This window comes from Streptomyces sp. LZ34, assembly GCF_053890475.1.
Genome location: NZ_CM132680.1, coordinates 10,194,901 through 10,218,370 on the forward strand (window position 1 = coordinate 10,194,901; position 23,470 = coordinate 10,218,370).

General features: G+C 66.6%; 19 protein-coding genes and 4 pseudogenes. 11 read left to right on the plus strand and 12 right to left on the minus strand.

The window, feature by feature from the left end:
* The first annotated feature begins 33 nt into the window (after positions 1-33).
* Positions 34-260, plus strand: a pseudogene (locus tag ACWY4P_RS43600) (thioredoxin family protein).
* Positions 261-549: 289 nt separating this feature from the next.
* Here ACWY4P_RS43600 and ACWY4P_RS43605 read toward each other — a convergent pair.
* Complete coding sequence (locus tag ACWY4P_RS43605) at positions 550-1,500, minus strand: alpha/beta hydrolase (protein WP_404749024.1); 951 nt, start codon at positions 1,498-1,500, stop codon at positions 550-552.
* 474 nt (positions 1,501-1,974) lie between these two features.
* Here ACWY4P_RS43605 and ACWY4P_RS43610 point away from each other — a divergent pair, with 474 nt between their 5' ends.
* From ACWY4P_RS43610 to ACWY4P_RS43625, 4 genes are all read left to right on the plus strand, one after another.
* Positions 1,975-3,042 carry an integrase core domain-containing protein gene (locus tag ACWY4P_RS43610; protein WP_456206343.1) on the plus strand — a complete coding sequence of 356 codons (1,068 nt, stop codon included), beginning with the start codon at positions 1,975-1,977 and terminating at the stop codon, positions 3,040-3,042.
* 141 nt (positions 3,043-3,183) lie between these two features.
* Positions 3,184-4,296, plus strand: coding sequence for an integrase core domain-containing protein (locus ACWY4P_RS43615; RefSeq protein WP_456206344.1), 1,113 nt, complete (start codon positions 3,184-3,186; stop codon positions 4,294-4,296).
* A 127-nt stretch (positions 4,297-4,423) separates the two neighbouring features.
* Positions 4,424-6,067: an IS1182 family transposase gene (locus ACWY4P_RS43620; RefSeq protein WP_456206345.1), complete on the plus strand. Its 1,644-nt coding sequence runs from the start codon at positions 4,424-4,426 to the stop codon at positions 6,065-6,067.
* 147 nt (positions 6,068-6,214) lie between these two features.
* Positions 6,215-7,858, plus strand: a complete 1,644-nt coding sequence (locus tag ACWY4P_RS43625; RefSeq protein WP_456206346.1) for an IS1182 family transposase — start codon at positions 6,215-6,217, stop codon at positions 7,856-7,858.
* A gap of 66 nt (positions 7,859-7,924) precedes the next feature.
* Here the strand turns inward: ACWY4P_RS43625 and ACWY4P_RS43630 are convergent.
* Positions 7,925-8,632 (minus strand): annotated as a pseudogene (locus ACWY4P_RS43630) (integrase core domain-containing protein); the annotation flags it as partial.
* Between the two features lie 79 nt (positions 8,633-8,711).
* Between ACWY4P_RS43630 and ACWY4P_RS43635 the strand changes: the two are divergent.
* The 3 genes and pseudogenes from ACWY4P_RS43635 (at position 8,712) to ACWY4P_RS43645 (ending at position 11,858) form a co-directional block, all read left to right on the plus strand.
* The gene (locus tag ACWY4P_RS43635; protein ID WP_456206347.1) at positions 8,712-10,304 is read left to right on the plus strand and encodes an ISL3 family transposase; all 1,593 of its coding nucleotides are present in this window, start codon (positions 8,712-8,714) and stop codon (positions 10,302-10,304) included.
* 224 nt (positions 10,305-10,528) lie between these two features.
* A pseudogene (locus ACWY4P_RS43640) lies at positions 10,529-11,458 on the plus strand (IS701 family transposase); the annotation flags it as partial.
* Positions 11,459-11,501: 43 nt separating this feature from the next.
* The gene (locus ACWY4P_RS43645; RefSeq protein ID WP_456213377.1) at positions 11,502-11,858 is read left to right on the plus strand and encodes a hypothetical protein; all 357 of its coding nucleotides are present in this window, start codon (positions 11,502-11,504) and stop codon (positions 11,856-11,858) included.
* A 474-nt stretch (positions 11,859-12,332) separates the two neighbouring features.
* On the opposite strand, the gene ACWY4P_RS43650 is transcribed toward ACWY4P_RS43645, so the two are convergent.
* Positions 12,333-12,494: a nucleotide-binding domain-containing protein gene (locus tag ACWY4P_RS43650; RefSeq protein ID WP_456206348.1), complete on the minus strand. Its 162-nt coding sequence runs from the start codon at positions 12,492-12,494 to the stop codon at positions 12,333-12,335.
* A 60-nt stretch (positions 12,495-12,554) separates the two neighbouring features.
* On the opposite strand from ACWY4P_RS43650, the pseudogene ACWY4P_RS43655 reads away from it, so the two are divergent.
* Positions 12,555-12,689, plus strand: a pseudogene (locus tag ACWY4P_RS43655) (type I restriction-modification system subunit M N-terminal domain-containing protein); the annotation flags it as partial.
* On the plus strand, positions 12,678-15,914 hold the full coding sequence (locus tag ACWY4P_RS43660) for an N-6 DNA methylase (RefSeq protein ID WP_456213261.1): 3,237 nt from the start codon (positions 12,678-12,680) through the stop codon (positions 15,912-15,914). The pseudogene ACWY4P_RS43655 and the gene ACWY4P_RS43660, both read left to right, overlap by 12 nt.
* Before the next feature lie 111 nt (positions 15,915-16,025).
* Here the strand turns inward: ACWY4P_RS43660 and ACWY4P_RS43665 are convergent, their stop codons facing one another.
* The 4 genes from ACWY4P_RS43665 to ACWY4P_RS43680 all read right to left on the minus strand — a co-directional run bounded on the left by ACWY4P_RS43665 (position 16,026) and on the right by ACWY4P_RS43680 (position 18,094).
* Positions 16,026-16,325 (minus strand): hypothetical protein, encoded by a 300-nt coding sequence (locus ACWY4P_RS43665; RefSeq protein ID WP_456206349.1) that lies wholly within the window; start codon positions 16,323-16,325, stop codon positions 16,026-16,028.
* A gap of 197 nt (positions 16,326-16,522) precedes the next feature.
* Positions 16,523-17,083, minus strand: a complete 561-nt coding sequence (locus ACWY4P_RS43670) for a hypothetical protein (protein WP_456206350.1) — start codon at positions 17,081-17,083, stop codon at positions 16,523-16,525.
* Positions 17,084-17,140: 57 nt separating this feature from the next.
* Entirely contained in the window at positions 17,141-17,341 is a 201-nt protein-coding gene (locus ACWY4P_RS43675) for a hypothetical protein (protein ID WP_456206351.1), read from the minus strand.
* Positions 17,342-17,833: 492 nt separating this feature from the next.
* On the minus strand, positions 17,834-18,094 hold the full coding sequence (locus ACWY4P_RS43680; protein ID WP_456213262.1) for a DUF5403 family protein: 261 nt from the start codon (positions 18,092-18,094) through the stop codon (positions 17,834-17,836).
* A gap of 83 nt (positions 18,095-18,177) precedes the next feature.
* Here ACWY4P_RS43680 and ACWY4P_RS43685 point away from each other — a divergent pair, with 83 nt between their 5' ends.
* A complete protein-coding gene (locus ACWY4P_RS43685; protein WP_456206352.1) occupies positions 18,178-18,801 on the plus strand; it encodes a hypothetical protein in 624 nt (207 codons plus the stop codon).
* Positions 18,802-18,982: 181 nt separating this feature from the next.
* Here ACWY4P_RS43685 and ACWY4P_RS43690 read toward each other — a convergent pair whose 3' ends face one another.
* The 5 genes from ACWY4P_RS43690 to ACWY4P_RS43710 all read right to left on the minus strand — a co-directional run bounded on the left by ACWY4P_RS43690 (position 18,983) and on the right by ACWY4P_RS43710 (position 23,166).
* Positions 18,983-19,477, minus strand: a complete 495-nt coding sequence (locus ACWY4P_RS43690) for a Gp19/Gp15/Gp42 family protein (RefSeq protein WP_456213263.1) — start codon at positions 19,475-19,477, stop codon at positions 18,983-18,985.
* Positions 19,478-19,558: 81 nt separating this feature from the next.
* Positions 19,559-19,873, minus strand: coding sequence for a glycosyltransferase (locus ACWY4P_RS43695; protein ID WP_456206353.1), 315 nt, complete (start codon positions 19,871-19,873; stop codon positions 19,559-19,561).
* 21 nt (positions 19,874-19,894) lie between these two features.
* Complete coding sequence (locus ACWY4P_RS43700; protein WP_456206354.1) at positions 19,895-20,548, minus strand: glycosyltransferase; 654 nt, start codon at positions 20,546-20,548, stop codon at positions 19,895-19,897.
* Between the two features lie 129 nt (positions 20,549-20,677).
* Complete coding sequence (locus tag ACWY4P_RS43705) at positions 20,678-22,009, minus strand: ATP-binding protein (RefSeq protein ID WP_456206355.1); 1,332 nt, start codon at positions 22,007-22,009, stop codon at positions 20,678-20,680.
* A gap of 56 nt (positions 22,010-22,065) precedes the next feature.
* Positions 22,066-23,166 (minus strand): phage major capsid protein, encoded by a 1,101-nt coding sequence (locus ACWY4P_RS43710; protein ID WP_456206356.1) that lies wholly within the window; start codon positions 23,164-23,166, stop codon positions 22,066-22,068.
* Between the last annotated feature and the right edge of the window lie 304 nt (positions 23,167-23,470).

Genomic DNA, 23,470 nt, shown 5'->3' on the forward strand with positions numbered 1-23,470 from the left:
CCCATTACCCCATCACATGCAGGAGTAGCACTCATGAGCACCATCGAGCTGACCGCAGACAACTTCAACGAGGTCATCTCCGGAAACGACTTTGTGATCATCGATTTCTGGGCCGAATGGTGCGGCCATTCGAGACCACGTCGATCCCCACCCTCATGATCGTGCGCGAGCAGATCGCCATCTTCCGTCAGGCTGGCGCCCTGCCGGAGGCTGGACTCGACGACCTCATTTTCAGCACCGCAGCAGACAAGAACCGGTAGGCGCACCTCCCCGGGCCACCAGAACCTGCTCTGTGTCAACAACGCTTGTGGTCAATACAACTAGGCAACGTCATCGCACCGTACAACGCAACGCACCGTGCGGCGGGGGCCATGACGGCCGGAGTCCTTCCGCTCAACGGCGCGGGACATGCCAGCCTCGTCCGCACTGCTCGGCCGCACGCCCTCACCTTGCGCCGTGAGAGGAACACGACGACCGCTGGCCGTGGTATCGGGAAAGAGGAACTCGGACCCGAACAGGCGCCCGGTGTGAAAAGCCGGTGGCCGGCCCTCACAGGGCGCCCAGTGCCCGTACGCGATTGTTGACCGCGCGGCGGCTGACGGCTGCTGCGGGATCGAAGGTGTCGAAGGCATGGGGTACGGCGGGGTACTGGATGAGTTCGACCGGTACCCCGGCGCGGCTGAGCCGTTGCGCGTAGGCGATGTTCTCGTCGCGGAAGAGGTCGAGCTGGCCTGTTTCGATGTAAGCGGGTGGAAGCGCGCCCAGGTTGTCGGCGCGGGCAGGGGCGGCATAGGCGGGGGTATGGGGGCCGCCTGCCGCATCACCCAGCAGGCAGCGCCAGCCGGTGAGGTTGTCCTCCGCGCTCCAGGTTGCTGTGTCGGCGAGGTCGGGCTGGGCGACGGTGGTCCGGTCGTCGAGCATGGGGTAGATCAGGATCTGGGCCGCCAGGGCAGGGCCCCGGCGGTCCCGGGAGACAAGAGCCACTGCGGCCGCGAGGCCACCACCGGCGCTGTCTCCCATGATCGCGATGCGAGCGGGGTCGATGCCGAGGTCGGCGGCGTTCGCCGCGGCCCAGCCCAGAGCGGCGTAGCAGTCCTCCACGGGGACCGGGTGCGGATGCTCGGGGGCGAGGCGATACCCGACCGAAAGCAACGCGACGCCGGAGAGATGTGTGTAGATGCGGCATTGGGTGTCGTGGGTGTCGAGGCTGCCGAGGAACATCCCGCCGCCGTGGAGGTAGACGGCCAGTGACGCCCCCTGGGTATCCTGCCGCTGGTACAGGCGCATGGGGATCGTGGCCCCGTCGCCGGCCGTGGCCGAGCAGGGTGTCACCGTGACGCCGGGAGGGGCTGTGAGATCTGCGGCCTGAGCGGCTATTGCCGTGCCGAACACCTCCCGCCGGGTCTGCCAGTCACCGGGTGCCAGCGGGGGAGCAGCCTTCATCGCCGCCACAATCGGGGACAGCGCGGCCGCGATTTCGGTGTCCATGGGTGTCGTCATCGGTTCCTCTTTCTTCCTGTCACTGCGTGAGGGCCGCGCCGGAGAAGCACCGAGCCGCTCGTCGGCTCGTATGCCACGCGGGTGCGGCATCCGGGGTGGAAGAGCAGCACGTTCCTGGCCTGTCGGCGCCGGTGAGCCACCTCGGTCACGCCCTGGCGCCGCGAGCCGGATCGTCCGGCGAACTCTGCGGTGTCCCCGGCCCGGTCGGCCGGCTCATAGGTGATACCGGCTTGGCGACGCCGGTGTCCGAAAGCCGCGAGATGGCCCAGGGGGTCCTTGATGTGTCGTCGGATGCAGTTGCCGAGTGCCGGCAGCGCCACGTTCACCTCAAGGCACGGTGTGCGGTGCTGCACAGTCGACAGGGCTCCGCGTCGCGTTGGCAGTCATTGGCGTGCCCCGTACCGCTTCAGAATTGCTGCACGCTCTCTGACCTGGGGCGATGCCTGCAGGGCCGATCCGGCACCATCGGAGGTTGTGCTTGTACGAATGGTCTACCTGATCGCCACGCGGATCTTCACGTGGCTGGTTCTGCTGTCCCGAACCTCCGTGGCCAAGGAGGCCGAGATACTGATCTTGCGGCACGAGGTCGCGGTCCTGCGTCGGCAGGTCGCCGCTCCCAAGCCCACATGGCCCGACCGGGCGCTGCTCGCCGCCCTGGCCCGGCTCCTGCCGCGGGCGTTGCGCCGGCATCGCATCGTCTCCCCGCGCACCCTCCTGGCCTGGCACCAGCGTCTGATCAAGGACAAGTGGAGGCAACCCGCCTCGCCGGGACGCCCGCCTATGCCCGAGGAGCTGCGCGACCTGATCATCCGGCTCGGCGCCGAGAACCCACGATGGGGCTTCCGGCGAGTCCACGGCGAACTCCGTCGCCTGGGACACAGCGTCAGTCAGGCCAGCGTCCGCCGGACCCTGCGTGCCGCTGGCCTCGGCCCAGCCCCGCGGCGGCATCCGGTGCGCGGCGAATGGGCCGCCTTCCTCAAGACCCAGGCCCATGGCCTGCTTGCTACCGATCTCTTCCACGTGGACACCATCAGCCTGCGGCGGCTGTACGTTCTGTTCGTTATGGAGGTACGCACCCGCACGGTGCATATCCTGGGTGTCACCGCCCACCCCACCGCCGTCTGGGCCACACAGCAGGCCCGACAGCTCGTATGGCAACTCGGCCAGCGTGCTGGCGACTTCACCCACCTGATCCGTGACCGGGACGCGAAATTCACCGCAGCTTTCGACGCCGTCTTCGCCAGCGAGGACATCACCGTGACCAAGATCCCTCCGCGGAGCCCCAACTGCAACCCGCACGCCGAGCGGTTCGTGCGCTCGGTCCGCGAAGAATGCACCGACCGGCTCCTGATCTTTGATCGGGGCCATGCCGAGAAGATCCTCCACGACTACGCGAGGCACTTCAATGCTCATCGGCCGCACCAGGGCCGGAACCAGCTCGCGCCCCTCGACGACCCCAATGTCATCTCGCTGCCCGCAGCTCGGATCCAGCGCCGACAAGCCGTCGCGGGCCTCATCAATCAGTACCACCGAGCAGGCTGATCACCCGGCAAAGCGACAGCTCACGGGCTGTGCAGAGAATCTGAATCGATACGGGTTCCTCTTCCTGAAGGGTGTCTTTATTGCCGCGCGGTGGTTGACCTGGAGCTTTCGTTCGCCCAAGTATGGGCACGATCACTGATTGTGGGTCTACGACTGCTCTACCTGATCTTCTGCCGACTACTGGGCTGCCTCCTCTTGCTGGGCCGATCGACCGCCGCGAGCAACGCCGAGATCCTCGCGCTTCGCCATGAGGTCGCCGTCCTGCGCCGGCAGATCGAGCGTCCGCGGCTCTCATGGGCTGATCGTGCCGTGCTCTCCGCTCTCGCGCGGCGCCTGCCACCCGTCTTACGCCGCCACCGGCTGGTCACCCCGGGCACGCTGCTGACCTGGCACCGCCGTCTCGTGCGCTGGAAATGGCGCCAAACCCCAACCGGACCCGGCCGACCACCGCTGGCGGAAGAGACGGTCGCGCTCATCCAGCGCCTGGCGCGAGAGAACCCGACCTGGGGATACGTCAGAATCCAAGGCGAACTCCGACGGCTCGGCCATCGGGTTGCCGCCGCCACGATCCGCCGCGTCCTGCACCGCTCCGGTCTACCGCCCGCACCTCAGCGAGCAACTCAGCAGACCTGGCGTACTTTCCTCCGTTCCCAGGCCCACACGCTGCTCGCCTGCGACTTCATGCACGTGGAGACCGTCTTCCTCAAACGCCTCTACGTCTTCTTCATCATGGAGATCAAGACCCGACGCGTCCATGTCCTGGGCGTCACCGCCCACCCGACCAGCGCATGGGTCACCCAACTCGCCCGCAACCTGCTCATGGACCTCGAAGAGAGGGCGGGGTACTTCCGGTTCCTCATCCGTGACCGGGACAGCAAGTTCACCACTGCATTCGACGCCGTCTTCGCTGGCAATGGCACAGCCGTCATCCCGACTCCGCCGCAGAGCCCACGGTCCAACGGGTTCGCCGAACGCTGGATACGCACAGCCCGGGCCGAATGCACCGACCGCCTTCTCATCACCGGCGAACGACACCTGCGTACGGTCCTTACCAGGTACACCGAGCACTACAACTGCGGACGAGTTCACCGCAGCCTCGACCTACGTGCTCCAGACGGCGACCCGAACATCATTCCCCTACCCGCGGCCACGGTCAGGCGCAAGCAGGTACTCGGCGGGCTGCTCAACGAGTACCACGCCACGCCACCCCGACCGCCTCATCATCCACAGGAGACGCCCAGCTCAGCGGCCTGATCGGAATATTGACACCCTTCAGGACTCTGTTGGTCGATGTGATGGTTCGCCTGAAATGACCTTCGGGTGCGTTGGACACTGCTCGTTGTCGGGTCTGTTTCCTGGGGGCGAGGGGGAGATCATGTCGATGCGTCCGTTGCCTGCGTCTGCGGTGCCTGAGTCCACGGTCAGGGTCGCCCGTGCTGCGTTCCCGCGCGGGTGTCTGGCCATGCGGATCAGGGACGAGTTCGGGGCGGTGTTTGAAAGTGAGCGGTTCGTGGCGGCGTTCGCGCATCGGGGTGGTCCGTCCGTGTCTCCGGGGATGCTGGCGCTGGTGAGTGTGCTGCAGTATGCAGAGCGGCTGACCGACCGGCAGGCCGCTGATGCGGTGCGCGGCCGGATCGACTGGAAGTACGCCCTCGGCCTCCAACTCGCTGACCCTGGATTCGATTTCTCGGTGCTCAGCGAGTTCCGCGACCGGCTGATCGCCCACGGCCTGGAGCAGCAGATCCTGGACGCCATCCTCGCGCAGTGCAACGAGCGGGGCCTGCTGCGGGCCGGCGGGCGAGCCCGCACCGACTCCACCCATGTCATCGCCTGCATCCGTGATCTGAACCGGCTGGAGTTCGTCACCGAGACCATGCGCTGCGCCCTGGAGGCCCTGGCGGTGGCCGCTCCCGCCTGGCTGGCCGGCACCGACGCGGTCAACGCGGACTGGCTCGCGCGCTACCGGCAGCGCGCTGACTCCTACCGGCTGCCCAAGGGCGAGGCCGAGCGCACCGCGTTCGCCGAGAACGTCGGGGGCGACGGCTATGAACTCCTCGATTCTCTCGACGATCCCACGGCCCCCGCCCACCTCGCCGACCTCGAGGCGGTCGTGCTCCTGCGCACTGTGTGGGCCCAGGAGTACCAGCGCGACGCCCGCGGGGTGCGCTGGCGCGGACACAAACAACGCCCTCCGGGCGCGGCACGCATCGTCTCACCGCACGATGTGGATGCGCGCTGCGGGGTCAAGCGGGGATCCGCCTGGGACGGCTACAAAACCCATCTCACCGAGAGCTGCGACGACGACCTCCCCCACTTGATCACGTGCACGGCCACCACACCGGCCACGACGGACGATCACCAGCTCACCGCCGCTGTCCACGAGGCCTTGCTCGAGCGGGGCCTGAAGCCGGCCGAACACTTCGTGGACGGCGGTTACACCAGCGCGAAGATCATCCTTGAGGCTCGTGCACTGGGCGTCGAGGTCATCGGGCCGGTCAAGCAAGCCGGCGGCCGACCGGCCCTGCAGGGCAGCGGCTACGCCGCCACCGACTTCCACATCGACTGGCACACCCGGCAGGTAACCTGCCCGCAGGGCCAGGTCAGCACCCGCTGGAGTGACACCACCATCGGCGGCGAACCCCGCATCCACATCGACTTCTCCGGCGCCGGATGCACCAGCTGCCCGGCCAAGGACATCTGCACCACAGCCGCCTACCGCGTCCTGACACTACTGCCACGCCAAGAGCACGAACTCCTCCAACAACGACGGGCAGAACAGCAGACCGAGGAATGGAAGAAGCGATACCACACCAGGGCCGGAGTGGAGGGCAGCATCTCGCAGGCGGTACGACGCACCGGCACCCGGCGTACTCGCTACCGCGGCCTCGCCAAAACCTCTCTGGCCCAGGTCCTGACCGCGGCTGCCCTCAACCTCTACCGTCTCGACGCCTGGTGGACCGGAACCCCCCTGGGCACGACACGAGTCTCCCACTACGAACAGCTTGCCCTCAGTCTCGCGGCCTGATCGACAAAAACTCAGATCACATCGACCAACAGAGTCCTTCAGGACTCTGTTGGTCGATGTGATGGTTCGCCTGAAATGACCTTCGGGTGCGTTGGACACTGCTCGTTGTCGGGTCTGTTTCCTGGGGGCGAGGGGGAGATCATGTCGATGCGTCCGTTGCCTGCGTCTGCGGTGCCTGAGTCCACGGTCAGGGTCGCCCGTGCTGCGTTCCCGCGCGGGTGTCTGGCCATGCGGATCAGGGACGAGTTCGGGGCGGTGTTTGAAAGTGAGCGGTTCGTGGCGGCGTTCGCGCATCGGGGTGGTCCGTCCGTGTCTCCGGGGATGCTGGCGCTGGTGAGTGTGCTGCAGTATGCAGAGCGGCTGACCGACCGGCAGGCCGCTGATGCGGTGCGCGGCCGGATCGACTGGAAGTACGCCCTCGGCCTCCAACTCGCTGACCCTGGATTCGATTTCTCGGTGCTCAGCGAGTTCCGCGACCGGCTGATCGCCCACGGCCTGGAGCAGCAGATCCTGGACGCCATCCTCGCGCAGTGCAACGAGCGGGGCCTGCTGCGGGCCGGCGGGCGAGCCCGCACCGACTCCACCCATGTCATCGCCTGCATCCGTGATCTGAACCGGCTGGAGTTCGTCACCGAGACCATGCGCTGCGCCCTGGAGGCCCTGGCGGTGGCCGCTCCCGCCTGGCTGGCCGGCACCGACGCGGTCAACGCGGACTGGCTCGCGCGCTACCGGCAGCGCGCTGACTCCTACCGGCTGCCCAAGGGCGAGGCCGAGCGCACCGCGTTCGCCGAGAACGTCGGGGGCGACGGCTATGAACTCCTCGATTCTCTCGACGATCCCACGGCCCCCGCCCACCTCGCCGGCCTCGAGGCGGTCGTGCTCCTGCGCACTGTGTGGGCCCAGGAGTACCAGCGCGACGCCCGCGGGGTGCGCTGGCGCGGACACAAACAACGCCCTCCGGGCGCGGCACGCATCGTCTCACCGCACGATGTGGATGCGCGCTGCGGGGTCAAGCGGGGATCCGCCTGGGACGGCTACAAAACCCATCTCACCGAGAGCTGCGACGACGACCTCCCCCACTTGATCACGTGCACGGCCACCACACCGGCCACGACGGACGATCACCAGCTCACCGCCGCTGTCCACGAGGCCTTGCTCGAGCGGGGCCTGAAGCCGGCCGAACACTTCGTGGACGGCGGTTACACCAGCGCGAAGATCATCCTTGAGGCTCGTGCACTGGGCGTCGAGGTCATCGGGCCGGTCAAGCAAGCCGGCGGCCGACCGGCCCTGCAGGGCAGCGGCTACGCCGCCACCGACTTCCACATCGACTGGCACACCCGGCAGGTAACCTGCCCGCAGGGCCAGGTCAGCACCCGCTGGAGTGACACCACCATCGGCGGCGAACCCCGCATCCACATCGACTTCTCCGGCGCCGGATGCACCAGCTGCCCGGCCAAGGACATCTGCACCACAGCCGCCTACCGCGTCCTGACACTACTGCCACGCCAAGAGCACGAACTCCTCCAACAACGACGGGCAGAACAGCAGACCGAGGAATGGAAGAAGCGATACCACACCAGGGCCGGAGTGGAGGGCAGCATCTCGCAGGCGGTACGACGCACCGGCACCCGGCGTACTCGCTACCGCGGCCTCGCCAAAACCTCTCTGGCCCAGGTCCTGACCGCGGCTGCCCTCAACCTCTACCGTCTCGACGCCTGGTGGGCCGGAACCCCCCTGGGCACGACACGAGTCTCCCACTACGAACAGCTTGCCCTCAGTCTCGCGGCCTGATCGACAAAAACTCAGATCACATCGACCAACAGAGTCCTGTCGGGCTCGAAAAGTCATCGCTGCTGGTCAAGCGACATAGCGGTATTCGTTAATGACGCCGCCGAGGACATGTGTACGTAGGAGTTTGTGCGCGTCGGGGTTGTGCACGGTGGTGGGCTGCTGGTGAGCGTCAGGAGGTAGCTGGCCTCGGCTTCGATGAGGGCGGTGTGTGTTGTAGTGCCGTTGGTAGGCGGCCAGGACTCGTCGGGCGTGTGCCTCGTTCGTGATCAGGATGTGGTCGAGGGTTTCGCGCCGGATGCTGCCGATCACCCGTTCACAGTGGGCGTTCATTCTCGGTGTTCGTGGCGCGCTCTTGATCACCTCCATGCCATCGGCTTCGAAGACGGCGTCGAAGGACTGTCCGTACTTGCCGTCGCGGTCACGTAGCAGGAACCGCAGGGACTCCGTCCGCATGCCGAGGTCGGCGGCTGTGTTCCGGGCCTGCTGTACGGCCCACTCCTGGGTGGGATGGGCCGTGACGCCTGAGATGTGGAGGCGCCGGGTGCCGTGTTCGAGGAACACCAGCGCGTGAAGTCTGCGTCCGGCCACGGTGTCAAGATGAAAGAAATCTGCCGCGATGATGCCCTCAGCCTGGTTCGTGAGGAACTCGCGCCAGGTCGTGCCGGCGCGACGTGGGGCCGGATCAATGCCCGCAGCGTTCAGGATCTCCCACACCGTGGATGCGGCGATCGGATACCCGAGGCGAGCCAGCTCGCCCTGGATCCGCCTGTGGCCCTGTGGGTGCCGGAAACGGGGCTCTTGCAAGATTTTCGTGATGGGGTGACAGTGCGTCATCTTGGTGTCATCGTGCGGAGTGTGTGACGAGCTGCTGGGCATCGTGTTCCCGTACCTGGAGAAGGTGCTGGTGGAGCGGGTGAGCCTTGAGGGTGAGAAGGTCGAGGTTTGGGCGCGTACCCGGGAGGGTGTCGCGTTGCCGTGTCCGGACTGCGGGGTGTTGTCGACGCGGGTGCACAGTCGCTATCGGCGTCGTCTGGCCGATGTGGCGGTCGGTGGCCGTCCCGTCGTGATCCATCTCGGTGTGCGACGCATGTTCTGTGATGAGCCTGGCTGTCCGCGGCAGACGTTCGCCGAGCAGGTGGACGGGCTGTCCGTGCGGTATGGGCGCTATACGCCGCTGCTGCTGGGGCTGCTCCAGGCGGTGGGGCTGGCACTGGCCGGGTCCGCCGGGGCGAGGCTGCTGGCGGTCCTGCACATGGCGGTGAGCCGGGTGACCCTGTTAGCGCTGGTGATGGCGTTGCCGGACCCGGACTGGAAGGTTCCCCGGGTACTGGGTGTCGACGACTTCGCTCTGCGTAGGGGCGGAGTGTGGGGCACGGTGCTGGTGGACGGGACAACGCGGCGGGTGCTGGAGTTGCTGCCCGGCGGGGACGCCGAGCCGCTGGCCACGTGGCTCCGGGATCACCCTGGGGTGCGGGTCATCTGCCGTGACCGGGCAGGTGCCTATGCCGAGGCTGCCACCCGCGCCGCGCCGGCTGCCGTGCAGGTCGCGGACCGCTGGCACCTGTGGCGCAACCTCGGACAACACGTGGAGAAGGACATCGCCCGCCACCGCGGATGCCTGCACCGAGCGGCCACGGACCGAACACCTGCAGACCGGACCGGACTCGAAGATCTGCCTGCGCAGGCCCTGTCCGCTCAAGGAGCGCTGGAGGCGCGCACCCGCCGCCGTTACCGCGAGGTCCATGCCCTGCTGGAGCAGGGTTGGGCGCTGAAAGAGATCGCCCGTGAGCTGCGGCTGAACCACAAAACCGTGCAGACCTTCGCCCGGGCTGAACACGTGGAAGAACTCCTCGCTCACGCCGCCGGTCGTCGCCCCAGCAAACTGGACCCACACCGCGACTACCTGCACCAGCGATGGGCCGAAGGGTGCCACTCGCCCACAGCACTCCACCAGGAACTCACCCAGCGGGGCCTGCAGTGCAGCATCCGGCTGGTCACCCGCTACCTGCGCACCCTCCGAGCGAACGGAGCCCTGCCCACCCCGGAACCTGCCCCGCCTCCAACCCGACGGCTCGTCGGCTGGATCATGCGCCACCCCGCCACCCTGAACCCCGATGACCAGCAGCGTCTTAAGACCGCACTGGCAGCCTGCCCCGAGCTGAACGCCCTGCACCAGCACGTCCAGGCCTTCGCCCAGATCATGACCAGACGCAACGGCCGACACCTCAACACCTGGGTGCACCAGGTCCGCAACCAAGACCTCCCCTCACTCAAAGCCTTCGCGACCGGACTGGACAAGGACTGGAACGCCGTCACCGCCGGCCTCACCCTCGACTGGAACTCCGGCATGGTCGAAGGCACCGTAAACAAGATCAAAATGCTCAAACGCCAGACCTACGGCCGCGCCAGCCTGGCACTCCTCCGCAAACGAGCCCTACTCACCTGACAACGCTCACCGACCGTCACCGCATCACGAAAATCTTGCAAGAGCCTAATTTCCGGCACCCATAGGCCTGCTCGTGTTTCGCACTTTTCTTGATCGTTTGTGGTGCGAACTGGAGTGTCGTGTATGGCTCGTTTGGGTGAGGAGAGCCGCTACGGAGCCGAGAGCGGGGTGAACGCAGAAGCATCGGCGGTGTCTGTATCACCCTGGTTGAGAGTGAGTCGCCGATGCTTCCTGACGGGACGATACCCGCTTCACTGTCCGGCCTACTGCTGGTTTGCCGTTCCTGCTTCACTGCCCCGACCTATCGGACCTTCTGTGCCCTGCTGACCGGGCTGATCGCGCAGCCCCGTCGGCGCACGGTGTGCGGGATGCTGCTCGGAGCCCAACTGGAGCGCACCTGGCACCACGCCCGGGCTCATCGCTTGTTCTCCTGCGCGCGCTGGTCAGCCGATGAGGTCGGCCTGGCCCTGGCCGCTTGGATCGTCGAGCGCATCCTGCCGGACGATGCACCGCTCCTGGTCGCGGTGGACGACACCCTGTTCAAACGGAGCGGACGGAAGGTCTTCGGTGCAGCCTGGCAGCATGACGGCTCGGCCAGGGGCCCGCGCCCGGCCGGCTTCGGCCACTGCTGGGTGGTCGCCGGGATCGTGGTGACTGTGCCGTTCCTGGCCAGGCCGGTGTGCCTGCCGGTGCTGGCCCCGCTGTGGCGTCCCCGGCACACCGGGAAGATGGCCTTGGCCCGCGAAATGGCCGAACGGATCGCGGCCCCCTTCCCTGACCGCACCGTGCACACGGTCGGGGATGCCGCTTACGTCGGCGTACACCTCCGCGGCCTGCCGACGTCCGTCTCCTGGACCAGCCGGCTGAAGGTCACCTCGGTGCTGCGCGAACTGCCACCACCGCGGACCGGCAAGAAGGGACGCCCGCGCACCAAAGGGGCCCGGCTGGGCACTCCGGCGGAACTCGCCCGGCTGGTGGAGTGGCGGCGTATCAAGGTCCGCCGCTACGGACGCATGTCCCCGGTCTTCCTCGCCGAACGTATCTGCCTGTGGTACGGCTCCTTCCACACCCGGCCGATCCGGGTCGTCCTGGTCTGGGACGAGCGCTGCGGGCCCGGCACCGGGCTGGACCGCGGCTACGGCGCCGCCCTGGTCACCACCGACCTGACCAGCCTGGCCGAGGAGATCGTGGAACGCTATGCGTCCCGGTGGGAGAATCGAGACGGCCTTCTTCGACGCCCGCCAGACTCTCGGTGTCGGCGAGGCCCGCAACCGCACCCGGCCCGCGGTCGAACGTACCGTGCCCTTCGGCCTGTTCGCCCTGACCGTGGTGATCCTCTGGTACACACTCGCCGGCCACCAGCCCACCGATGCCGCCGAACACCGTGCCCGGGCCCGCTGGTACACCACAAAGACCCAGCCCTCCTTCGAGGACATGACCGCCAAACTCCGCCGCGTCATCATCGCCCACCGTTTTCGCGGCCCACGCCCTCACCAGGCAACACCCCAAGAAATCCACGCCGTCCTCACCGCCTGGGCCGCCGCCGGAACATGACCACCCAGAACCGCGAAACACGAGGGCCTGGGAGGTGAAGCCGCGCATCAGCGCTTGCATCGCCATGGTGCTCAACACGTACGAACCGAGGTGCACGTCGCTGCCCGCCTTCGTGAGCCGCAGCGCCTAAATGAAGTGGCGCTGCGCCACCTGGTGTTGACCCGCGTCGATGCCGCCCACCCCGTTGTCGTTGCAGAGACCGTGTCCCATGCAGGTCGTGTCGTTTTACGGGAGGACTAGGTCCTGCTCCCGTGTCGCGATGAGGCGAGACATCGTGTTCCTTTCCCTCCGTCAGCGAGTGACTGAGATCACTCAACGTGATGGGGTCAGGCAAGGCGTTGGACTGACTATATGTTCGCCGGCCGCAAGTCGGACTGGCACTGGTCAACTATGGACGCAAGTGCGAGAGCCGTGAGCCGTCCGCCCTGCCCCCGTTCGGCTCCCGTCACTGGCCGTCATGGTCTGGCGTCGTCGTCAGCGCATGACCACGTCGTAGTGATCGCTGGCGACGAACTTCCCATCCTTGACAATCCATACCTCCACGTGATGCCTGCCCGGGTATCTGGTGCGCTCATGGATCCGCGCTCCGCGCCCTGGCGTGATCTGACCACGCAGCCAGTGCGCGTTCTCGGCCACCGTCGGATGAGATGATGGGCGGTGCTCCGACGGGAGGTGCCGTCGGGCTGGGGAGGGCGTGTGGCCGGGGATGGGAACCGTGCACGGGTGGACTTCATCTGGTCCGTGGCAGATTTGCTGCGGGGCGACTTGAGGTCAAGTCAATATGGCAGGGTGATCCTGCCTTTCACCGTGCTGCGTCGCATGGACTGCCTGCGCCGGAACGAAGCCAGCCCGCAGCCGTCTGCGACGGCGGGTGAGAGTACGGGCGACTCGTTGATCGATGAGGCGGCCACTGTAGGAATCGGCTACGCACAGGGACCTTTGGCCGAGGGGGAGAGTTGCCCCGCGGCCACAGGTTTGGACGGGACGCCGACCGGACCGGGTGAGCACGCCAGCGTCCCAGATGCCTCAGGCGGCCTTGCCGGACTGCTGCTGGCGGTCGACGATGAGACGTCACCTCATGCCGAGCTGGTCCTGGCTGAGGCAGTGGATCGGTTTGTGCGGGGGTTTCCCACCGAGATCGTGGATGTGCTGGACTCGCTCGAATTTCCGTACACCGTCCGACATCTGGCGAATGCGCGGGTGCTGCGGCAGGTGGTGACACGGTTCGCTGAGCTGGATCTGAGCCTGGCCACCGTTTCCGAGCGGGAAATGGGGCGGGAGTACGAGGAACTCGTGCGGCGCTTCACCGAAGCGTCGCCGGAGAGCACGGCCGAGCACACGAGCCCGCGGGATGTGAGCGCGTTGACCGCCAGGTTGCTGGTCGGCCCGGATGCGGCAGCGCTGACCTCGCCAGGGCCCTCGATCACCGTCTACGACCCGTGCTGCGGTACTGGCGGCATGTTCTCTGCCGTCGAAGGCTTCCTGCGTGAGGTGGGAAGTTCCGCCGTGACGTTGGTCTCCGGTCAGGAAATTAATCCGGAAACCTACGCGACAGCTCGCTCCCTACGGATGATGAGGGGCGCGGATCCCACAGGTATCTCGCACGGAGACGTCCTGACAGACGACCGGCACCGAGGGGAGACGTTCGACTATCTCCTGGCGGCCCCTCCGAACGGCCTGGAATGGAAGCGGCAGCACGATGAAGTGACCCGCGAGGCAAGAGAGCTGGGATTCGAAGGACGTTTCGGCGCAGGGCTGCCTCGTGTCAGCGACAGCTCCTTGCTCTTCGTCCAACATCTCGTCGCCCATATGCGGCCCACGGACATGGGGGGTGCCCGAGCCGCCATCGTGTTCACCGCCTCGTCCCTGCAGAGTGGAGGCGCGGGCTCCGGCGAGTCGGAAATCCGACGGTGGCTTCTGGAGAACGACCTGTTGGAGGGTGTGGTTGCCCTGCCCTCACACCTGTTGTCGAACATCAGCATCCCGATGTACGTATGGCTGCTGTCCAACCGCAAATCTCCCCAGCTGCGAGGGAAGGTCGTCGCACTGGACGCGCGCGGGCACTCCGCGACGTTGCGCAGGCCGGTGGACAGGAAGCGCCATTATCTGACGGACCAGCACATCACGCAGATCACGGAGCGGTACGAGGCGGCATGCGGCGTTACGTCAGAAGGGGACCGAAGGGTCGAGAGCGGGGGCGAAGCGTTGCTGCTCGATGCCGACGACCTCGTCTACCAAGAGGTCACGATCGATTGGCCTCTGCGGCAGCACTTCGCCGTGAGCGCCGACGTCATCGCTGACGTCCAGTCATCGAGAATGATGACGCGTTTCGACCAGGCGCCAGCACTGCTGTGCGCCCTGCGCGAGCTGACCGGTGAGACTTGGCCCACGTGGGCCGCGTTCGAGTGTGCGTTCTCGACGGCACTGAAGAACGCGGGTCTGTCGACCGAGCTCCCGCGCTCGCTGTGGGGCCGCGTACGTAAGGCTGTGGCCGTATCGGACGCGGGAGGCGAGGTCCAGACGGACGAGCGGGGGCGCACGCTTCCGGATCCTGATCTGGCCCACACGGTGCGGGTACCCCTCGGGCAGGACGTAGAGGAATTCGTACAGCGCGAGATAGTTTCCGAGTCTCCCGACGCGCGACCTGACCTGAGCAGCATCAGGATCGGTTGTGCGCTGCCGCAGGCTCCTTTCATAGTCGGCGGGCCCGGTACCGGTTTTGGGTCGCTAGCGACGGTGGCACGGCGCGTAAGCCGCTGGCTTGGCCAGAGGGCGACGGAGGGCATGCCCCTGCTGAGCGGAAGCGACCTTCAGACTGCCGCCACGGCGGCGGATCTACCGGAGGCTCCCGAGACGGCGCAGGCTCTGGCCGTCTGCACCGGCGGAGATGTGGTGGGTCAGGCGGGCAACTGGCGGCTGCTGCCATCCGACTTCGGTGACGCCGTGACACGGTTGACTGTGCTGCGTCCCCTCGGCAACAGCGGGCGCGCTCTGTGCGAGTGGCTGCGTACTCGGGCAGGCGAAGAGGGAGGACTGCATGCCCGTGTCTCCATGAACTCGCAGGCGCCGGTCGAGCTGATCAAGGACGCCGAGTTCAACTCACTCTTGGTCGACCTCGACGGTGGCAAGGAAGCCCTTGCCCGCACGACCTCCAGGATCCTGCCGAACGTGTTCCGTGACCCGCTGGCCGGCCTCGACGAGATGCGCCGCACAGCCAAGGCTTCGGCGTACGAGGCTCGCATCATCGGCGAGCTCGTCCAGCCGCTCGGAGACCCGGTATGGCGGGCCGAGTGGAGCTACCCGTACCACGTGGCAGCGCTGGCCCGGCAGTACCGCATCGCCACAACATTCGCCCAACGCAAGGACGCCTTGCTCAAACTCGCGGAGAGCGTGGCGCGCTGTGTCGGTGTACTCGCTCTCGCGGTCCGGATCCACCGTCGACAGGGCTTCGAGGACGCTCTGCGCGGTCCCTTCAAGAAGGGTGGTGGAGCAACTTTCTGGACGTGGCAGAGCCAGATTTCAGACCTGGTCAAGAACGGACCCATCCCCGAACTTCCCGAGCTGGAAGGGGCCATGGATTCCGATGGGGTGTTCGATCTGCTGAACCAACTGCGCGGGATGAGAAACGACTCCAGCCACGCGAGCAGAGTCCAGCCGGAACACGAGCTGGAGCGGGAAGTTCAAGCTCTGGAGCCGGTAGTCGTGGCGACCCTGGAATCAGTGGGGTGGCTGTCCGGCCTCCACTGGGACCTAGTCGACACATGTGCGTACACCGGCAATGGCGGGTTCACGCTGATCGGGCGGCGCCTACGGGGCAGCCACCCTGACTGGGAGACCTTCGAGCGCCCGTATCCCGGCACCCTCGACCCGAACCGCATCTATGTGCAGGGCCAGTCATCCGCTGAGCCACTGGCGTTGTGGCCCATCGCGCGGGCTGAGGTATGCACGGAGTGCGATGCGCGGGAGCTTTTCCTGCTGCACAAGATCACCAAAGAGAACGGGGCGATCACTTCGCGCTGCGGCAGGGACCACGAGTTCCCACGGCACGGCGCCTGAGGCGTCGTAGTCATCTGAAGATTTGCGTGCGCGCGGGAGTTGGCCCGTTTCCAGGGATGGTCCTGAAGTCCGCCGCTACCTCCGGCCGCAGAGGGACTTGTTGGTAGTGACCTACTCGTACGCCCACGCACGGCCGGTCTGCCGGCGCTCCTCGACCGGGATCGGGTCAACGCCGGTCCTCATACGGGCGGTATACACCAGTCCGTTGAGGTGGTCGATCTCGTGATGGATGAGGCGGGCGAGGCCGCGTTCGTACACGGTGGTCACCGGACGGTCTACCGTGTGCTGTAGCACGGCGAGTTGGTGGCGCAGCGCCAGAATCTCCAGGTCCTTCTCGCGATCGCTCATCGGCACGAGCCGCATGAACGTGAACATCGTCGACGGGGCGAGGTAGAGGAGTCGCAGCAGCACAATCAAGCATCTCGCCGGTCGGTACGGACGGGCTACACCGGTCTTGGTCAAGGGGAGGAACTAGCAATCGCGTTGGCCTTTCTCCAAGCTCACCGACAGTGCGCGACCCGCACGGACGTGATGTCCGGCACCTACAACGTCGCTGTCGCTCGTCTGGGTGGTCTCCTGCCCCGCTTTGTCGTTGGGCAGAGGTGGAATCACATTGGAGCGTTCCGTCGCGTCTCTTCTGCAGCAATCCTTTCGTCCTCGATTGCGGCTTCGCGCGCCTCTCGAAGTCTCTGAATGGCAGGGCCTGGAGGCGGCAAGGGGCTGTCCGGCTTCTGAAGGAATGCCTCGATACTGTCGATCGCGTATTGGGTGGCACCAGTCACGACTTCGTGCGGCCAGGCGTGTGGTTGAAGCCCGTTCCAGTCGTTGAGCAGGGAACACACGTCGCGGATCCTGGCTCGGAGCTCGGGGGGATCCAGACGGAGAGCCGCCAGCTGGATGCGGAGGACGTGTTCGCGAAGTGTCTTCTCCCAGGCTAGGTATTCCTGGGCTGGAGTGTGTTGATGCGGAAGCGACTCCTCATGGCGGACGATGACGAAGAGCTCTTCCGCGACGCGCTCTATGCCGGCCTCTCGCAGAGCAGTCCGACGGTTCCTTTCGGCGCCCTTCTCGTTTCGCTTCTGCTGCCAAATGACGCCGCCCAGGGAGACGACGGCGCCCACGAGGGTCGCAACGAAGGCGATGAGAGCTGTAGCCAGGTCTGATTCCACGCCGACATTGTGATGCCCTCCTGCGGAGGGCGAGAGCGGTTGAGGGAGAGGTAGCGGTCATGTATCGGGCAGCGGATCGGTGAGACGGGCTTCGAGGTCGGCGATGCGTCGGTCCTGGAAGCGGAGGTCCGAGCGGGCTGCCTTGAGACGCTCGTCAAGGGTGCGGTTTTCGGTGGTGAGCTGGCGGACTCGCTGTTTGAGGGTGGTGTTCTCGGTGGTGATCCGCTGGATGGTTTCCTCGGTCCACTCGGTCTCCAAGTCCAGGTTCTGGCGAATGAGTTCGGCATGCGGGACCGCTGGGCCAGGATTTCGACGCGGGCGGCCGCGAGGGCGCCCTCGGCGTTCAGTGCGCGTTCGCGCCAGGTTGCCTCGCGCTCGTCGTCGTCGGCGAGGATCCGGGCCCGCCGTTCGCCGGCTGCGGCCATCGCAGCGGCGATGGCGGCTCTGGCCTCGGTGGACCCCACACCGGGGACCACGGCCTGTTGCCGCCATGCGGTTACCAAGGCGGCGCGGGCGGCTGCCGCGAGATCTTCCGCGTCACGGTCGGCCACAGCCCACGTTTGGACATCGACCACCGCACGGGCGAGGAATCGCATGTCCACCGCCGCGTCGCCAACAGGGCGGGCGAGGACGAAGGGCAGCGGCATCGGGTCAGGGATAAGCGTTCCGACTGTCGCCACGGCGAGGGTGGGACGGAGCACGCCGACGAGGAGGTCAGCGGCGGACGGCAGCATCCGGGCGGGCACCGGCTCACCCCTCTCGTGCAGCGCGGGTGATCACGTACAGCCCTTGCATGGGGCCAACCCGCCGCCCGTTGCGGTTGGTGTAGCCATTGCGGCCGTACTCGATGGACAGCGCGGCGGCATCGACGAGGGACACCACAGCATCGGTGCGTCCGCGCGTCACCTCGATGCGCGAGTCCCCTTCCGCCCGGTGTGCGCCGAGGTTCGCGCGTGCCTTGGCCGCAATGCGGTTGGCGCGCGCCCGTACGGCCGCCTTCACGCCAGGCATACGGGCCACGCGTCGGCCAACTCCACGTGCAGCGCCGGTCATTGACTCCCTCCTCTCCTTGGCCTCCAGCTAGCATCGACACCATGAGAATCTTTGGCATGGGACGACGGCAGAAGAGATCACCACAGACTGAAAACTCGATCTCCGGAGGAAACATCCACGGCCCTGCCATCCAAGGCAACCATATAAATTCAGTCTCCGGAGGAAATGTCTATGGCTCCGTCACCCAAGCCAACCACATCGATAACGTCAACATTATCGCTCAAGATCCCCTTTGGGAGAAGCGCCACGAGGCTTACGAAGCTTTCAATTCCACATGGGCACAGTTCAACTCCTACATGAGGGAATGCGAAAGAATCCTGGCCGAGCGCCCCACCTCCACCAAGCTTCGAGCGGCAGTAGATCGACACGCCAAGCTAATTGACGAGTGGCAGATTCAAATGGGTCGAATCACCCTCATAGACTCGGACATCACCGCGGCAAAAGAAGTATTGGAAGCAGCGGTAGAGGCGACGCGAGAGATGACCAATATGCTGAATTTCAGGGTTTCAATCTTGGAAGGTGAGCACTTTACAGGCCGCTTACTACAAGAGCGGCGAGAAAAACTAGAAAGCGCCAAAAGTGCGGCAAGCAAACAATTTTGGCAATTCCTCACCCACTCTTCGAGCATGCTAGGAGTTCCCCGTGAGCCCGGTGCCGATCGGTAACACCAGACGAATCATCGACACCGGATAAGGGCGTCGATATGCCGGGTGGCCGGTGATCCGTTGTAGCGGCAGGGTTCGCCGACCACGTCCCAGGTGCGGCCGTCCCACTCAACGCGCGCCCACGGTCCGAGTGGCGCATCCCGCGCGATGATGCGATAGGTCGTCACGGTGGCCTGTCCGGCTACGGCGGGCTCGTCGGCGTCGACCGGCTGCACTCGGCACCGGACCCGGACGGGCTTGGTCGAGGGGCGCCAGACCTGGTTGCCCCAGTCGTCTGTGGTGCGTTCCTGCGGGCACACGGTGATGGTGTCGGGGCCAGTGTCGAGCAGGCACACGGAGGCCACCATTCGTGATCGAGCGGCAAGTAGGGGCCGGTGCCGCGCGGGTAGCGCACCAGGTGCCTCGGGTCGTGGGGGATCGGGTCGAGGTAGGGGACGGCGGTGGAGGCGCCGCGGGCGGCGCCCAGCAGTGACCACTCCTCGTCCAGGATGGTCAGGAACCCGGCAGCGGCGCGGGTATCGATGGTGTAGGCGTAGTTCTCGTCGGTCTCCGAGCGGTATCCGCCGGGGTTGCGCAGCACGCGCACGACGGCGCCGGCCTCGACGGAGACCACCAGGGCGCGGTAGTGCTCGCTGGCCGCGACCCGTTCGTCCAGGTCTGGGATGCGGGCGCGGATGCTTCTTCGGCGTCGTCCAGCAGGACGGCAGCCAGGCGCTGCTCGGCCTCGTCCAGGTCCCGCCCCAGGCGGGCGGCGACATCATCGACCGTTGCGTACGCCACCGCGGCCCTCCTTCGGGAGCTGTTCGATCGCGGCCACCCAGGCGGCAAGCTCGGGCCGCGGGTCGAGTTCGGCGACGCGCTCTCGTGCGGCGAGCGATGCCGCGTGCCACCGGTCGCGGAGCGACAGGTGGCGGATGGTCGACACCCAGCCGTCGAGGTCGTCGCCGGCGGCGAATGTGCTGGCCCAGGAGAGGGATTCGACCAGGCCCGGCGTGGGCGCGGCGATGACCGGGATGCCCGAGCACATCGCCTCAACGGCGGCCATGCCGTACGACTCGTACACGCTCGGCATGAGCAGGAGCCGGGTGCGTGACTAGACGTGTCGGCGCATGTCGGCGGTGTGCGGGATGATCTCCACGTTCGGCACGTTCCAGCGGATGACCTGCTCGCCGTGCCCATCGATCACCCCTGCGAACCGCACGTCCGGCATGCGCTCGGCGAGCTCGTAGAGGATGGTCCCGCCCTTGTGTGCGTTGAGGTTGACCAGCGTCACCAGGTCCCCGGGGGTGGTGGCGTGCTGGTCGGGCCAAATCGGCGGGTGTACCACGAGGCCGGGCACGCGGTAGCGCGCGAGGGCAGCAGCCATCCAACGGGTGTTGAAGACCGCCAGCGCTGGGCGCTTGTGCTGCCAGACGTGCGTGTGGTGCATCTCGTTATGGATGACCTGTACCACGGGCACGCCGCGGCTGCGTCCGTAGTGGGTGGCGTGTGGGGTCTCCTGGTGGTGGGTGACCAGCGCGTCCGGACTGAGCTTGTCGAGCAGCTCGGGCACGGTTCCCAGCGGTCCGGCGCGGTGCACGGGGATGCCCTCGTACGCGTATTCCGGGTCGCCTTCCTCCTGGCTGGTGGTGACCACGTGGGGGGCGTGTCCGGCGTCGGCGAGTGCGCGCAGGAGGGTGCGGAGCATCGTTTCCGACCCGGCGTTGTGGTACGGGACGTACCAGTGGACAAGGGCGACAACCCGCACCCGCCATCACCTCTTTCTCACGGGGAGCTTCCAGGCATTTCAGGCCATGCGCGTTGACGCAAATACAAAGCCCCTCTCAGAAGGGGCTTCGGCCGCGGTTGCTCAGTGCATCGCTCGACACCCGTAGGGCTACAACGGGTTGCTGAGGAGATAGGAGCGCAAGTGGGGGACTGTGATGCGGGCCCAGAACTCGTCGTTGTACTGGTCGATGTGCACCAGAGCGCGTCTGCCCAGCGCAAGCAGCGCCTGTTTCGTGTAGTCGTAGTCGGAACGGTAGCGATCTCCGAAGAGGGTCGCCGCTGAGTCGGTCAGTGCCTCTCGCGCGGCGCTCATGATCAGATGCCCTGGGACGTCGCCAGGCGCACCGCCCCTGTGCGTCCAGAAGCTGCGCTCCAGCAGGGGGAAGTCGATATCCGCGCTGCCGTTCGTATCCATGCGGCGGTGCTGGAGATTCGCGATAACGCGGAGGACCTGTCGCTCCGCATCCGTACATTCCCGCAGAATCCGGGGGAAGTACCACTCGTCCAGATCCCGCCGGACCCGTTCGCAAGCGGCCTTAACGGCGGGCAGATCAATTCGCGGTCCCTCGGCCCCACGCCAAGTGCGATCCCCGATCAGCTGGATCAGCCATGGATTTCCTTGGGAGAACTGGACCGCTTCCTCCAGTGCCTCCGGCGAGAAGTCTGCGTTCGCTTCGCGGGCCGGCAGGGCGAGGGTGTTGCGCGCCTCGACGCGAGACAAGGGCAGCAGGCGCATGTATTTGTCGGCCCCCAGGCGCGCTGCGGCGCTGCTGTAAAAGCTTGGTTCATCCTCTTCCGGACCCGTTCCCTGCCACGAGGGGAACAGGCCGCACGCCAGGAAGCCCACAGGCAGGCGGCGCTGTGCGACGGCATGGAGTGCGGCGTCGAGGGGGCGGAACTGTTCCTGGGGCACCATCTGTGCTTCGTCGAGCGCGAGCAGCACGCCGATCGAGCTGTCCTGTGCGGCCTCGCCGATTTCAATGATGAGACGACGCAGGTCGAGGTCGAAGATTCCGGTGTCTGCGGTGCCCGCGACGGCGTCCACGTCCAGGTTGAGCGACACTCCAGCGACGGAAACAGAAGTGAACGCCTTCAACACGCCCAGTGCCCGCTTGATGCCAGCGGTCATGCGATGGCGTCGGCTCATCGAGTGGAGCGCCTCGCTCGCGAGGATGGCGATGAGCGCCGACAGATGTGTTCCAGGTATCGCCTCCTCCGCTCCGACGCACCACCCCCGACCTCGCGCCGCGTCGAGGAGGCGATTAAACAGCGCGGTCTTCCCCGAGCCGCGCGCTCCTGTGATGAACGGTAAGGTTGCTGGCTTCCCGTCCTGCATTCGGTCGAGGGCAACGTTGAACTCTTCAATGACGTCACCGCGTCCGGCCAGATATGTCGGCTGGACGCCGGCGCCGGGGGTGTAGGGCGACAACCGCGGATCCATGGGGCAACTTTATGGCCTGGCGTACACGCGTGTGGAGATCGCCGCTCGCAACTCTCTCAGGGCCGGCCGATGGGGTCCTGGTAGGTGGTGAACGCCTCCACATCCCCGAGCGCCCACCCGAAGATGATCTCCGCGCGGAGGGTAACGAGGTTGTTCTCGAAGAGGGACACGAGCTTGCCGCCAAGGGTGACTGCCGCCTGGTTGGTGACGTCCAGCTTCAGGTCGCGCACGATGCCCACTCGCAGCTGCGACCAGTCGCCGCCTATGGCGCGGACGAGGGTGTCGGGGCTGGCGCCGATCTGCCCGGAGACGCCCCGGCCGTAGCGCACGGGCAGGCCCATCAGCGTGGACGTGGAATCGGACAGGTCCGGCCCGGCCGACTGGAACAGCGGGCGGCCGAAGCTGTCGTAGGCGTTGACCGCCTTGGCGCGGAAGCGGGAAGCGGCGAGGAAGGCGGTGAAGTCGTAGCCGTCGTTGATGACCAGCTCGTAGCCAGCGCCGATGTCGGCCGCCATGCCACCCTCGTCCGGGGTGTGCGTGCCGAGGGTGACGCGGTTGGTGGTGGCGTTCAGGTACTGCCCGTCGATGCCGGACAGCTCGGCGCCGGTCGTGGTGGCGCGGCCGTGGATAACGGCCAGGTCCACCGCGCGGGCGATGGCGAACGCCAGGTCGCCCTGGATCTGCGAGTACAGACCGGCGATGTCCGCCTCCATGAACTCCTCGGAGACGGTGACGATGGTGGCGAACTTCCGCGGGGTGACCGCCCGCATCTCGTAGCGGTACTCGCTCTGCGGCTTGGTCTCGGCCTCGCCCACGGGGCCGGCCTCGGGCCGCTGCACGACGACCGGGATGTTGGTCTGCCCGTACGAGAGGGGCATGGTGTTGACCGCGGACAGGATGAGGGACTGCTCCTGGGCCTTGAGCTCGGCATTGCGCTTCGCCTGGCGCTCCCATTTGCGGGCGTGCCGCTTCCACTGCTCGGTGCCGTCCGCCTCGTTGGGCTCGGCCGGTTCGGTTGCCGGCGTCGAATCGGGCACGCTGGCCTCGGGGCTCGTCTCGGGAGCCGGTGCGGGCGGTCCCACATCTGGTTCGGTGCCAGTGGCACCTTCGGCGATAGCGCTGGCGGGGGTGGCGGGGTTGGGGGCGGTATCGGACATGTTGGTTCACTCCCGTTCCAGGCGTACTGGCGGCCCCGTTCCGGGGCGCGGCGTGTTACAGATTCCGGGGATCAAGCGCAGTCGCCCCGGTGAAGTGCAAAAGTGTTGAGATGGACGCTGGAGTTGCTGCCTTACTCGGAGCAGCAGTAGGAGGGCTCCTCGGAGCGGGCGGGACCATCGGAGCGGCCGCACTGACGGGGCGCACTCAGGGGCGCAGCCAACATTCGCAGTGGCGACGCCAGGGGCGGCGTGAGGTGTACAGCAGGTTCCTCGAAGCCATCACCGCACACCAGGAAGCTCTGGG